This is a genomic window from Pseudomonas sp. NPDC087817 (assembly GCF_044742875.1).
Classification (GTDB): domain Bacteria; phylum Pseudomonadota; class Gammaproteobacteria; order Pseudomonadales; family Pseudomonadaceae; genus Aquipseudomonas.
Window position 1 is genome coordinate 1 of record NZ_JBIUVJ010000066.1, and the last position, 13,548, is coordinate 13,548.

The 13,548-nt window shown below is 58.4% G+C and carries 11 protein-coding genes; 9 read left to right on the forward strand and 2 right to left on the reverse strand.

The window, feature by feature from the left end; all coding sequences use genetic code 11:
- From ACIONG_RS25785 to ACIONG_RS25820, 8 genes are all read left to right on the forward strand, one after another.
- On the forward strand, window positions 1–494 hold a 494-nt coding region (locus tag ACIONG_RS25785; RefSeq protein WP_401303512.1), incomplete at its 5' end, for an FKBP-type peptidyl-prolyl cis-trans isomerase.
- A gap of 293 nt (window positions 495–787) precedes the next feature.
- Window positions 788–1,243 (forward strand): YkvA family protein, encoded by a 456-nt coding sequence (locus ACIONG_RS25790; RefSeq protein ID WP_213028011.1) that lies wholly within the window; start codon window positions 788–790, stop codon window positions 1,241–1,243.
- Window positions 1,244–1,355: 112 nt separating this feature from the next.
- Window positions 1,356–1,697, forward strand: coding sequence for a helix-turn-helix transcriptional regulator (locus ACIONG_RS25795; RefSeq protein WP_103307432.1), 342 nt, complete (start codon window positions 1,356–1,358; stop codon window positions 1,695–1,697).
- Window positions 1,694–2,065: a hypothetical protein gene (locus ACIONG_RS25800; protein ID WP_003223109.1), complete on the forward strand. Its 372-nt coding sequence runs from the start codon at window positions 1,694–1,696 to the stop codon at window positions 2,063–2,065. Before ACIONG_RS25795 ends, ACIONG_RS25800 begins: the two co-directional genes overlap by 4 nt.
- Complete coding sequence (locus ACIONG_RS25805; RefSeq protein WP_103307431.1) at window positions 2,066–2,473, forward strand: SEL1-like repeat protein; 408 nt, start codon at window positions 2,066–2,068, stop codon at window positions 2,471–2,473.
- 237 nt (window positions 2,474–2,710) lie between these two features.
- Window positions 2,711–7,468, forward strand: coding sequence for an RHS repeat-associated core domain-containing protein (locus ACIONG_RS25810; protein ID WP_401303515.1), 4,758 nt, complete (start codon window positions 2,711–2,713; stop codon window positions 7,466–7,468).
- A complete protein-coding gene (locus ACIONG_RS25815) occupies window positions 7,465–7,830 on the forward strand; it encodes a hypothetical protein (protein WP_401303517.1) in 366 nt (121 codons plus the stop codon). Before ACIONG_RS25810 ends, ACIONG_RS25815 begins: the two co-directional genes overlap by 4 nt.
- Window positions 7,830–8,375 (forward strand): hypothetical protein, encoded by a 546-nt coding sequence (locus ACIONG_RS25820; RefSeq protein WP_401303519.1) that lies wholly within the window; start codon window positions 7,830–7,832, stop codon window positions 8,373–8,375. The genes ACIONG_RS25815 and ACIONG_RS25820 overlap by 1 nt, the downstream gene beginning before the upstream one ends.
- A gap of 55 nt (window positions 8,376–8,430) precedes the next feature.
- Here the strand turns inward: ACIONG_RS25820 and ACIONG_RS25825 are convergent, their stop codons facing one another.
- The gene (locus ACIONG_RS25825) at window positions 8,431–10,221 is read right to left on the reverse strand and encodes a bifunctional diguanylate cyclase/phosphodiesterase (RefSeq protein ID WP_401303521.1); all 1,791 of its coding nucleotides are present in this window, start codon (window positions 10,219–10,221) and stop codon (window positions 8,431–8,433) included.
- Between the two features lie 134 nt (window positions 10,222–10,355).
- Window positions 10,356–12,440, reverse strand: coding sequence for a carboxy terminal-processing peptidase (locus ACIONG_RS25830; protein ID WP_213028016.1), 2,085 nt, complete (start codon window positions 12,438–12,440; stop codon window positions 10,356–10,358).
- A 138-nt stretch (window positions 12,441–12,578) separates the two neighbouring features.
- Here ACIONG_RS25830 and ACIONG_RS25835 point away from each other — a divergent pair, with 138 nt between their 5' ends.
- The gene (locus ACIONG_RS25835; protein WP_315448479.1) at window positions 12,579–13,541 is read left to right on the forward strand and encodes a zinc-binding dehydrogenase; all 963 of its coding nucleotides are present in this window, start codon (window positions 12,579–12,581) and stop codon (window positions 13,539–13,541) included.
- Window positions 13,542–13,548 lie beyond the last annotated feature (7 nt).

Genomic DNA, 13,548 nt, shown 5'->3' on the forward strand with positions numbered 1-13,548 from the left:
AAGATGAAGAACTGGTCGAAGCTTTCGCCGCGCTGCAAAAGCGTGCCGAAGAGCGCATGGCCAAGATGAGCGAAGAGTCGGCAGCTGCCGGCAAGAAGTTCCTCGAAGAAAACGGCAAGAAGGCTGGCGTGACTACCACCGCCTCGGGCTTGCAGTACGAAGTGGTCAAGAAAGCTGACGGCCCACAGCCTAAGCCTACCGACGTAGTGACCGTTCACTACACCGGCAAGCTGACCAACGGCACCGTTTTCGACAGCTCCGTCGAGCGCGGCAGCCCGATCGATCTGCCGGTGAGCGGCGTGATCCCGGGTTGGGTTGAAGGTCTGCAACTGATGCACGTTGGCGAGAAGTACAAACTGTACATCCCTAGCGATCTGGCTTACGGCGCACAATCGCCAAGCCCGGCAATCCCGGCCAACTCGGTTCTGGTTTTCGACCTGGAACTGCTGGCCATCAAGGATCCAGCCAAAGAAGACGCTGCTGCCGCCAAGTAATCGGCCAGGGCTTCAACAACAACGCCTCGCTTATGCGGGGCGTTGTTGCATCTGGACCTTGGCAAGGGTAAACAGAGCGAACCGATGCCGGTCAGAAGAGTCATAGCCTTTGAGGTTGCTGCGCTAGACGCCCTGAGCCGCCAAGTCAATGAAATATTGGGGTTTTTTATGTGAGTAAAAAACGCCCGATCTGAGCGCAGCCCTTATGAAACGGGGCTCTCAGCGCTGAAATGCAGCTCTGTTCACAAGGTTATCCACAATTTGTGTGGATAACATTTCAACGGGAGGAAAAGATGAAAGCTCCGTGGAATTTCGCTCGATTCCTGCCCTTGGCTGGCCGGTTGCTCGCTCGCGGTCGCCTGCCGACGTTGCTGTTTGCGGTAGCCAGCAAAGGCGCTGCGCAGGGCAATCGTCTCGGAAAACTGAAGGATGATCTGCGTTTGCTCCAGGCGCTATGCCTGGCCTACTGGCGCGGCGAGTATCGCGCTATCAGTCCCAAAGCGTTGATCTCGGTGGTCGCGGGGCTGATGTATTTCCTCAGTCCGGTCGATGCAATCCCGGATTTCATCCCGGTATTCGGCATGCTTGATGACATAGCCGTCCTCGCCTGGCTGATGAAAACCCTCGACGATGAACTCAGCGCCTTCAGACTTTGGCGCAATCGCCAGCAACCGGAAAAACTGGCGGTCGTCGAGCGTCTGCCTGATACCCCCGCGCAACTGCAACTTCAGGGCCCGAAAAAGCCCTGATCCACCCAACCCGCCAACAGATAGATACCCCCCGCGACCTTGGCCGCTGTTAGGATTACACTTCTAGGGAAAAGTGCCGACTCGCTAAGTGTTGTTGTCCTACGGGGTAGTCATGGATATTCAGATAATTGCACGCGATGGCGAACCCGAATACGCGGTTTTGCCATGGGCTCAGTATCAGGCTCTACTGAAAGCAGCAGGCATCAACGAAGCACCGTCGCGGCAGGCTCCAGAGCCAGTCGCGGCATCACCGGACCCGATTCTTCCAGGTCTGGATCAACTACGCAGTTTGCGCGAAGGGAAGGGCATCGCCATCGAGGCGCTGGCCCGCACGGTAGGCATCAGCCCGTCTTACCTGGCCATGATTGAAAGTGGTGAGCGTCTGCCTGACGCCGCGATTCGCCGCAGCCTGGCCTGGGAACTGACGGTGCCAGGGTGGAGGGAAGAATCGTGAGCGTACGCATCAGTCGACAACATTGGGACGGATTGCTGGGGGAACTGGATCAGGCACGCCGACAACGTCATCTGCTGACGTATCGGGCGCTGCTCGAACGTTTGCAATTGCCGACGCCGGCGATGCAGACCCTGACCGCCGCGCTTGAGCATCTGGCGGCACTCGACGCCAAGGCTGAACAGCCGTTGCGCAGCTCGTTGGTAATCAGTCAGGGCGCGAGTCGTCTGCCGCGCACCGGTTTTTTCGAGTGCGTTGAGCGTCTGGGGCGTTTTTCCGGGCCGTCCGATGGTGTCGCAGCGGCTTCCTGGCATGCTTCGGAAGTGGTCAGAGTCTTCGAATACGAATACCCGGAATCGGCGGAGGCCTGAGTGTTTTTACGACTCAAGGCGCAGGCCAGCTACTGGTTGGCGCGCCGGCTGTTTCACTGGTCGTGGTTTGTCCGTCAGCCGCGCGGCTGGCGTTGGCTGGAGGGCCAGTTCGCACGCATGGCCAACCTCGGCGATGTCGGCGCGCAAAGCTTCTACGGACACATCCTGACCTTCCGCGGTGTCGGGCTGGGGGCGCGAGAAGAAGGCGTGCGCCTGTTGCGGTTGGCGGCCCTGGCCGGTGATGGCAAAGCGGCCTATCAGGTCGGTGTGATCAGCCTGGCAGGCACGCCAAGCAAAGCGCCGGATCCTGTCGAAGCCGCACGCTGGTGGAATATGGCGGCCAAGGCCGGGCATCCGTTGGCCGAGCTCAAATTGAAAGAACTGGGGACTGGAGGTTCAACGCAGTAACTTCAAATATGTCTGCCCAATAAACGTGGCGTGAGGGAAACCTCACGCCACGTTTGCGTTTATGCCGGTCTGTTTATTTTTTTTGATGTTTTACAGACTAGTCCTACATCCATTGCCTACTTGCCTGACTTCTTTCCTGATTGATCCCCCGCACAGTTCCCGCGCCTAATTTTTGCGCGAGGGAACGTTCATGCTCGACCCGGTCATTCAGTCCACTCCGTACGCCAGCGTACGTTGATGGAAGCCATCACCCGTATCGAGCAAGAGCTCGACAGCTTCCCCGACACCCTCAGCCTCTACCGCGAACAGCTCAAACATTGGGCCAGCCGTACAGCCGATACCGTCAGCCACGCCGCCGATCTGCCGTCGCTGATGGGCATGGAGCGGTTGATCCGCTTCGGTGAAAACACTAGCGCCGTCAGCAGTAGCGACGACCAGTTTTTCTCCCGCGTCGTCCAGTGCCCGAAGGGCGGATTGATGCTGATCGAGAGCAAGTTCGAATCGGTCTATGACATCCCGCTGGGCAACATCGTGGTTGATGTCGTGGCGGTAGATGGTGGCAAAACAGTACCCGTGACCCTTGATGCCCAAGGCCAGGGCGAATTTCGCGGCGAAGAGGGCAAGTTCTATCGGGTGCATGTGCACAGCGCTGTCACCCCGAGACAAGTTGAAGATCTTTTCGAATCCTACGATGGCCTGACCGTTGAGCTGGATGATTGGTTGCGCAGCGAGTGGCAGGGATTCAAGCCGCAGTGGTCGCAGTCGGTGGCGACGGCGGCGGGCAACGGCATGCTCGCCGGGAGCTGGGCGGCGATCGAAGGGGTGTGGGACAGCATTGGGATGCTGTCGGACATTCTCAAGGATCCGGGCGCGTTTGCAGAGCGCCTGGGCAGTGGCGCGGCGGATCTGATCGATCTGGCTGCGAACGCTCCCGAGCTCATGGAAAAGCTGCAGTTGCTGGTCAGTGACGAGGCCGCGCTGTGTTTGCTGTTGCGTACGGCCAGCCTTTGGCTGGAGATGCTGCCGCCCAGTGAGGTCTTCGGCAAAACCGCTGAAGCGGTGTCGCTGGTCATCGTGCAATTGTTGATTGATGTGCTGATTGCCGTTGTTCTGACGTTTGCCAGTGGCGGCGCGGGCATCGCTTATCTGACGCTGCGTATGGCGGATCGCGCGGTTCAACTGCTGTCGGCGGTGATGCGGTTGGTGAAGGCGTTGTTCGGCATCGTCAGCGGCTTCATCAAGTACGTTGATAAATACAAGACCGTCGCCGCGCGCGGGATTGCGGCCAGTGTGAAAAAAGGCCGGATGCAATTGCGCTGGAATGCCAAGCGCAACGCTTTGCTGAAGAAAAACGAACACCACGACGACGCGCCGGATCAGGCGAAAAACCCCAACGGTGACAGCGCCGATTGTGTGCCAGGTACGTGCACCAACGGCTGCCCGGTGTCGATGGTCACTGGCGAGGAACTGCTGACCCTGACCGATGGCGTGTTGGATGGTTTGCTGCCGTTTGAGTTCACCCGTTTGTATCGCACCAGCGCGGCCGAGATCGATGTCGGGCTGGGGTTTGGCTGGAGTCACTCGCTGGCGCATCGGCTGGAGTTCGATGGCGATTTTGTGGTCTGGGTTGACCATGAGAGCCGCCGTACGCGGTTTCCGTTGCCGGGTGTCGAGCGGCCGGCGATTCACAACAGCCTGTCGCGGGCGGCGATTTTTCTCGGGGATGAGCCGGAGGAGTTGATCCTCGCGCTGGCGGGGGACGCGGCGCGGTTTTATCACTTTCGGGCTGGAAGGCTGGCCGCGGTTAGTGATGGGTATGGCAACCGTCTGCGTATTAGTCGGGATCGTCAGGATCGTGTTCAGCGGCTGGATAACGGGGCTGGGCGGGCGTTGTTGTTGCGCTATGACCGACAGCATGTGGTGGCAGTTGATTATCAGTCTTGTCAGCACGGGGAATGGACGACTGAACAGACCCTCGTCAGTTACGCCTACGACGCCTATCAGCACCTGATCGAAGCGCGTAACGCCGTCGGCGACAGCGAACGTTACGACTACGACGATCAGCACGTCATTCTGCAGCGCCAGTTGACCGGTGGCGCGAGCTTCTTCTGGGAGTGGGAGCGCGCTGGCAAGGCTGCCCGCTGCGTGCGGCACTGGGCCTCGTTCTCGCAGATGGACACCCGTTACGTCTGGGACGACGACGGCAGCGTGGCGGTGCATTACGTCGATGGCACCGAAGAAACCTACGTCCACGACGACCGTGCACGCCTGGTGCGCAAGGTCGAAGCCGACGGCGGCGAGCACCTCAAGGCTTACGACGACGCGGGACGTTTGATCGCCGAACAGGATCCTTTAGGCGCCGTTACCGAATACCGCTACGACGACGTCGGACGGCTGATCGCGCTGCTTCCGCCGGACGATGAGCCGACGTCCTACGAGTACCGCAACGGTTTCCTGCACAGCCGCTGCCGTGGCGAAGCGGTGTGGACCTACCGGCGCAATGCCCAGGGCGATGTCACCGAAGCGGTTGATCCCGACGGGCAGGTCAGCCATTACCACTACGACGCTCGCGGGCAGTTGCTGTCGATCCGTTATCCGGACACCAGTCGGCATGTTTTCGCCTGGAACACGCTCGGTCAACTGACGGAAGAAACCCTGCCCGATGGCGGCGTGCGGCGTTTTTCCTACGACGCGCTGGGGCGGCGGACGACCACTGTTGATGAACACGGCGCGATCACGCGGCAGCACTGGGACGCGGTTGGCCGACTGCTCCAGACGACTTCTCCTACAGGTTCCACCCGTGCCTACAGCTACGGCGCTTATGGTCAGGTCACCGCCGAACGCGACGAACTCGGGCGCATCACCCGCTACGAGTATGACGATGACCTCCACCTGGTCTCGCGCAAGATCAACCCCGATGGCACGCGGGTGCAGTACCGCTACGACCATGCGCAGCTGTTGCTCACCGAGATCGAAAACGAGTCCGGCGAAAAGTACCAACTGGACTACACGCCGACCGGACTGATCCGACAGGAAACCGGCTTCGACGGCCGACGCACGGCCTACGCCTACGACCTCAATGGCCATCTGCTGGAAAAGACCGAGTTCGGCGATGACGGCTCTGTTTTGCTCACCGCTTACGAGCGCGATGCCGCCGGGCGCCTGCTGATCAAGACCCTGCCGGACGGGGTCAAGGTCGAATACCGCTACGACCGCCTCGGCCGACTGACCGGCGTCGACGACGGCCAGAAACACCCGCTGGCCTTCGAATACGACCTGCAGGATCGGCTGATCACCGAGCATCAGGGCTGGGGCACCTTGCGTTACAGCTACGACGCCTGCGGCCAGCTCAAACGCCAGCGTCTGCCGGACAACAGCAAGCTCGACTACCACTACGCCAAGGGCGGCGCGCTCACCGCAATCCACCTCAACGGCGCGCCCCTGACTTCGCATCGCTATGAGTCCGGTCGTGAACAGCAGCGCAAACAAGGCCTGCTGCTCAGCGAATATGCCTACGACGATCAGGGCCGCTTGCTCGCCCACGCCGTAGGCCATGAGCACGCTTCGCTGTACCGCCGCGATTATGCCTACAGCGCCAACGGCAACCTGGAGCACATCGCCGACACCCGCCACGGCCAGCGCACCTACGGCTACGACGCCCTCGACCGCCTGATCCGCGTGCGTCACTCACGCGACGAACTGCCGGAATCCTTCGCCCACGATCCGGCTGGCAACCTGCTGATGCAGGACCGTCCCGGCCCGACACAGATCAAGGGCAACCGCCTGCTGCTGCAGGGCGATCGCCACTACGACTACGACGCCTTCGGCAACCTGATCCGCGAACGCCGCGGCACCGCGCAGAAACTCGTCACCGAATACAGCTACGACTGCCAGCATCGCCTCATCGGCCTGACCCGCCCCGACGGCAAAACCGCGTCCTACCAATACGACGCCTTCGGCCGGCGCATCAGCAAGACCGTCGACGGCACCACCACCGAGTTCTTCTGGCAAGGCGACCACCTCGTCGCCGAAAGCAGCAAGACCCACCACCGCAGCTACGTCTACGAACCCGGCACCTTCCGCCCGCTGGCGCTGCTCGACGGCAAAGGCCCGAAACGCGCCTGCCCGTTCTACTACCAACTCGACCATCTCGGCACCCCGCAGGAACTCACCGACTACAGCGGCGAAATCGTCTGGTCGGCGCAATACGACGCCTACGGCAAAGTCGCCGCCATCACCCTGGCCGGCGAGGAATACCTGGACCAGCCACTGCGCTTCCAAGGGCAGTATTTCGATGGGGAAAGCGGGCTGCATTACAACCGCCATCGGTATTACGACCCGAGGTTGGGACGGTATCTGACGCCGGATCCGATCAAGTTGGCCGGTGGGTTGAATCAGTACCAGTACGTGCCGAATCCGACGGGGTGGGTGGATCCGTTGGGGTTGACGTCCAACTGCCCGCCGCCGAATAAGCCGGGTTGTGAGGTGCCCGGAGGTAAGGTTGATGACGGTGAGCCAGCGCTGCCGAAGATGACGGCGCAGGAGCGGCGGGCGAGGATTGATGAGTTGGCGGAGGCGAATGCTTATCGACGTTTGGATGAAATGGAAAAAAACACGAGAGACGCACACTTCTTAGAGAAACATGGCAAACAGACTACGCTGGCTTCTCAGCAGGAACGTTCAATTACAGGACGAAACCCAACTACTGGAAACATTGAGGTCTACACCAACGGTAGAAGAGCAGGACAGCCCAAGATACCTAGTGCGGCCACTCATTTTTTTAGTTATCGAGACCAACTGAATGCCATACATCGTGCGCAACTTATTTTTAGGAGAAATGGGCAAATGGCGTCGAGGGAGCCGATGAATATGGGCAAAATTATTGGTGAGGGCTATAAGAGAGGGGGCGTAGATTATGGGCAACAAACACATGCAATAGTAATCCTTGATAGAGCAGGTAAGCCGATAACTTCTTATGCGGAATTTATGCCATGAAACGTAAGCCTGAATATTTTGTCTTGCGTAGTCTGCTTTTTCTATTTGATATAGATAATACTCACGACGACGCACGTGAAAAAATCATTGTTTCAAAGGATGTTAATGATAAAGAGGAGCTTGCTGAGCTTTTTGATATTCTTATGAAGCCTGAGTTTCTTTCTTATAGTGAGCGTGAGCGCGAGTGGTGTATCGAAACGTTGATATACTATTTGGAAGTTGATGATAATTTTGATGCGATCTTCACAAAAATCACAACATACTTCGATGACGATGTAGAGGATCAGCGCCAATTCATGCAGGTTTTACTTGAATGCTTAGCGAGATATCAGCATGAACATTTAAAGGATGATAAAGCTTGATGATTGAGGTCATTGAGGGTAGGTGGTCATTCGACGATATTAAGCGATGGACTCGCGGAGAGTCAGATGCTGAGCTGTTTGGTGACCAGTACGGTGAGGATCCTGAGGCAGTGGAACAGAATATTTTCGGCGAATGCGGAGACGCAGGTTTACTGGAGTTAATCTCAAATCCAGATTGCAGGGAGCGTTTGTATTTTGCAAGTCTTCTAGTTCTTAGTCTTTGTAATATCTTTAGATCGGGTCGAAGTTTGCCTTTTCATTTTTCCAGATTTCTCGGTCTTGAAAATCGCGAGGTATATTTTGAGAACGCGGTGGTAGATACAGTGCGGGTGTACGAAAAGTGTGAAGTGATTGATTCTATGAGTAACTCCAATGATCCGGCTATAACGTCATTTTATAAGCAAGTAATGGATTTTCGACATGACGAGGTCAGTCTTGTGAGTGACTTCTATCTTGATTGCACAGCGCGATTTGATTTGAAACTGTTTGATGATTCTCGAGGCGGTTTTCAAAAAATTGTCAGTAGCGATATAAAGGCTGTTTGAACAGACCCCTTCGCGGGCAAGCCCGCTCCCAAAGGAATTTTTGGTGTTTGGGGCATCAGCGTTGGCCGATTAGTTGCGGTTTATGCAGTTCAGGGGCGGTGAGGCTGTCGAGTAGGTGCACGCTATACCCCGGAACATTCTTCGCATGATGCTTCGCTTGCGAAGCCATCTCCGCCAGTTGGCTTGCGTCGAGTTGTGCGCAGGCTTCGGGGTGCAGGTGGACCACACCAATCGATAGCGAGAGCAGCGGAAATTCCTGGCGAATGCCCTGGCGATTCGGTGCAATGAAGCAACCTGCTTCAAGATGTTCGGGGCGGTAAAAGCGGCGGCATTGGCTTTGGAAGTCATCAAGCAACTGGTTAAGGCGTTTGCGCCAGTCTTCCGGGCCGAGGACGAGGAGGAAGTCATCGCCGCCGATGTGGCCGACGAAGTCGCGCGACGGGTCGACGCGTTCGTTGAGGCATTGCGCCAGGCACAGCAGGACTTCGTCGCCGCGGCCGTAGCCGTAGATGTCGTTGAAGGGTTTGAAGCTGTCGATGTCGACGTAGCAGATGATCGATTCGCGGCCCTGTTGCAGCAGGCGGGTCAGGCATTGCTGGATGGGCACGTTGCCCGGTAGCAGGGTCAGTGGGTTGGCATAACGGGCCTGCTGGATTTTCAATTCGGTGATCAGTTTGAGTACGTCGATCACGCGCCCGAGGCCGAGATAGCCGCCGTTGAGGGTGATGATGAAGTCTTCTTCAATGCGTTGGCGGGCGCGGCTGGTGATCAGGCGGCTGACCTGCTGTAGCGATTGGCTCATTTCCACGGCGAGGAAGTCGTCGTTCATCAAGCGGCTGATGGGTTTGCGGGCGAACAGGTCGGTGGCGAAGGGTTTGAGCAGGGCATCCGATAGGGAGTGGCGGTGAACGATGCCGCATGGCTGGCCTTGTTCGTCGAGGACGGCCAGTGAGTTGAGGTTGGCCTGGCGGCGGAAGGCTTCCAGCACAGTGGCGGTCGGCGTGTCGCGATGCACGGCGGGTTGGTCATTGAGCAGAGCGCTGAGATCGCTGCCCTCGTCGTTCAACGCTACGGCGCTGCTGTCGTGTTTCGGCATCAAGGCCCGGGCGTCGCGGGGCGGATGTTCCTGCGGTCGGCCGAGCAGGTAACCCTGTACCAGATCGACACCCATCTCGGTCAGCACCGCCAACTCTTCGGGCAGTTCGATACCTTCGGCAATGACTTGCGCTCGCGAGGCCTTGGCGATTTGCAGAATCGATCCAACAAACTCTCGCTTCAACGCATCCTGATGAATACCGTCGATGAAGTGCCGGTCGATCTTCACGTAATCCGGACGCAGTTCCGACCACAGGCGCAGGCTCGAATACCCGGCACCGAGGTCATCCAGCGCAATCGAGAAGCCCATGGCGCGATAGTGATGCAGCGCAGTTTGCAGCAATTGGAAGTCGTCGATCGGCGTCTGTTCGGTCAGTTCGATGACTACCTGGCTCGGCGGAATGCCGAAGTCCTGCAGCAATTGCAACGTACGCCCCGGTTGGTGCGCAGCTTCGAGCAAGGACTCCGGCGAGACGTTAAGAAACAGCTTCCCCGGCAGTTGCTGCTCGTTGAAACGGCGACAGGCGCTCTGCCGGCAGGCGATTTCCAGTTCACTCAGACGGCCGGCCTGACGCGCTACGGCGAACAATGCGATGGGCGAATGAAGAGGGCTATTGGACGGGCCACGGGTGAGGGCTTCGTAACCGAGGATGCGCCGTTCGGAGAGACAGATGATCGGCTGGAACAGGCTGTGTAATCCGCTTTGAGTCAGGATCGAGCTCAAGGCACTCAGCTGTTCGGTCGTGGTCATGGCAATCTCTGGCGATAAAAAAAGGACTGGGAGCGCTCTCGATGAAGAGAGTGGCTCCCAGTCCTTTATTGCACGACAGAATGATGACTGTTTGATGACGATCCGGGGGTCGTCAGCATTAAATTGCCATCACTTTACTTCTTGGCCACCTGGTTGCTCAGCTTCAGGTAATCCAGCAGCACGCGCCCGGTTTCGCTCAAGTAGGCATCGTCTTCTGGTTTGACCTTGTCCGGCTCAGCGGCGGCGAGGGCGTCTTCGTCCTCTTTCTTCAGCTCTTTGAGCGGCTCTTCGCCTTTGGCCTTGCGACGGATGTTTTCCATCGTCAGCTGTTTGGCGTCGATGTCGGCGTGCTGGGCACGACGATCGGCCTCGTTGAGGCTGACGGTTTTTTCTTCCATCAGTTTCTGCGCCAGCGCCAGCTTGTCACGGATGAAGACGAACTCGGCATCCTTGGCGGTGCGCGTGTCGTGCTCGGACTTGAGTTGGGCCAGGTACGGTTTGAACGGATCGGCTGCCGGTTTGATCGCCGCGCGGATGGTGTCCCACGGCATGGCTTCCGGCAGGGCGCTCTCGCCGATTTCCTTGGTGTCGATCAGCGACGGGTAGTCGATGTCCGGCAGGACGCCCTGATGCTGGGTGCTTTGACCGGAGACCCGGTAGAACTTGGCCAGGGTCAGTTTCAGTTCGCCATGGTTCAGCGGCTGAATGGTCTGCACGGTGCCTTTACCGAAGGTCTGGCCACCGATGATCAGCGCGCGGTGATAGTCCTGCATGGCACCGGCGAAGATCTCCGAAGCCGAGGCAGACAGGCGGTTGACCAGCAGCGCCATCGGGCCTTTGTAGAACGCACCCGGGTTTTCATCTTCCAGCACATCGACACGGCCATCGGCGTTACGCACGAGGACGGTCGGGCCCTTGTCGATGAACAGGCTGGTCAGCTCGGTGGCTTCCTGCAAGGAGCCGCCGCCATTGTTGCGCAGGTCGATGACCACGCCGTCGACCTTGTCTTTCTGCAGTTCGGTCAGCAGTTTCTTGACGTCGCGGGTGGTGCTCTTGTAGTCCGGATCACCGGCACGGAACGCCTTGAAGTCGAGGTAGAAGGCCGGGATCTCGATGACGCCGAGTTTGTAGTCCTTGCCGTCCTGTTTCAGGTTCAGGATGGACTTCTTCACGGCCTGGTCTTCGAGCTTCACCGCTTCACGGGTGATCGGCACGATCTTGGTGGTCTGGTCGTTCGGCGCGTTGCTCGCCGGAATCACTTCCAGACGTACGACGGTACCCTTCGGACCACGGATCAGCTTGACCACTTCGTCCAGACGCCAGCCAACCACGTCGACCATCTCTTTGTTGCCTTGGGCAACACCGATGATCTTGTCGGCCGGAGCGACCTGCTTGGTCTTGTCAGCCGGGCCTGCCGGCACCAGACGCACGACTTTCACCTGGTCGTTGTCGCTCTGCAACACGGCGCCGATGCCCTCGAGGGACAGGCTCATGTTGATGTCGAAGTTTTCCGCGTTATCCGGCGACAGATAGTTGGTGTGCGGATCGTAAGACATGGCGAAGGTGTTGATGTACGCCTGGAAGATGTCTTCCGGACGGGTCTGGTCGAGGCGCGACAACTGGTTCTTGTAACGCTTGGTCAGGGTTTCCTGGATCTGCTTCGGCTCTTTGCCGGCGATCTTCATCCGCAGCACTTCGTCCTTGACGCGTTTGCGCCACAGGTCGTCGAGTTCAGCGGTGGATTTGAGCCAAGGGGCGTCCTTGCGATCGATCAGCAAGGTTTCCCTGGTGGTGAAGTCCATCTTGTCGACGCCTTTGTTCAGCTCGGCAAGGGCGAAGTCCAGACGCGCCTTGACGCGGTCCAGATAGCGCTTGTAGATGGTGAACCCGGCGTTGAGGTCGCCGCTTTTGAGGAAGTCGTCGAACTGGGTTTTCCACTTGTCGAATTCGGCGATGTCGCTGGCCATGAAATAGCTGCGCGACGGGTCCAGCAGCTTGAGGTAGCTGTCGTAGATGATCACCGAGCGCGCATCGTCGAGTGGCGGCTTGCTGTAGTGGTGACGCTTGAGCAACTCGACGACGTTCAGGCTGGCGATGACTTCATCGCGATCAGGCTGCAACTTATCCCAGCTGTTGGCTGCGAATGTGGTGCCAGACACCGGCAACAGGCCGATACCGATAAAAAGAGCGAGGGCGGTGCTGGGGAGCAAATGCTTCATGCTGATTCGACGCGGGGACAATTGATAACGCATATTAGGCCGTCTTTGAAGTCGCCGGTTCTACGAGAGCCGGTCGCATAATGCAAAAAGCCCGGCGCTACAGCTTCGGGCTCAGTCCAGACTCACTATGGAGGCACTGTGAAGGCATTGCAAGGCGTGGAAGGTCAAGTGGCATGGGTTGAAGAGCCGAGTCCTACGTGTGATGTAGGACAAGTCCGCATTCGAGTGGCGGCAGCCGGCCTCAATCGCGCCGATTTATTACAGAAGGCAGGGCTTTATCCGCCCCCGCCCGGCGCCAGCCAAGTGCTCGGTCTTGAGTGTTCCGGGGTGATCAGCGAGGTCGGTGCTGGCAGTTCGTGGCAGGTGGGCGACCGGGTCTGCGCCTTGCTGGCCGGGGGCGGCATGGCCGAAGAGGTGGTGGTCGACGGACGGCACGTGCTGCCGGTGCCCGAAGGTGTATCGCTGATCGAAGCGGCGGCATTACCCGAGGTTTACGCAACAGTCTGGCTGAATGTGTTTCAACTTGCGGCACTCAAACCCGGTGAGAAAGTTCTCCTGCACGCCGGGGCAAGTGGAATTGGTTCAGCCGCTATTCAGCTGTGCAAGGCGTTTGGCAACCCATGTTGGGTCAGCGTCGGTTCAACCGAGCGTTTGGCTTACTGTGAGGCGCTGGGAGCGCAGGGCGGGGTCGTTCGCACGGATGATCTGGAGAGTCTGCGCGACTTCGGCCCGTTCGATGTGATTCTGGATCCGGTCGGTGGCAATTATTCGGTGCTCAATCTCAAGCTGATGGCGCTGGATGGGCGTTGGGTGTTGATTGGTTTGATGGGCGGTCGTGAGGCAAAACTGGATCTGGCGCAGGTGTTGGCCAAGCGTGTGCAACTGCTGGGCTCGACCCTGCGCAGTCGTGACGATCAGTTCAAGGCCGATCTGTTCAGTGATCTGAGCCAGCATGTGTGGCCGTTGTTTGCCGAAGGACGGTTGAGTCCGCAGTTGGCCAAGGCTTTTGCGGTGAAAGACGCCGAGGCGGCGTTTGCCGAGCTGGCGAGCAATACCGTTTCGGGGAAACTGGTGTTGGTGATTGACGACAGCCTGAGCTGAGAACGCA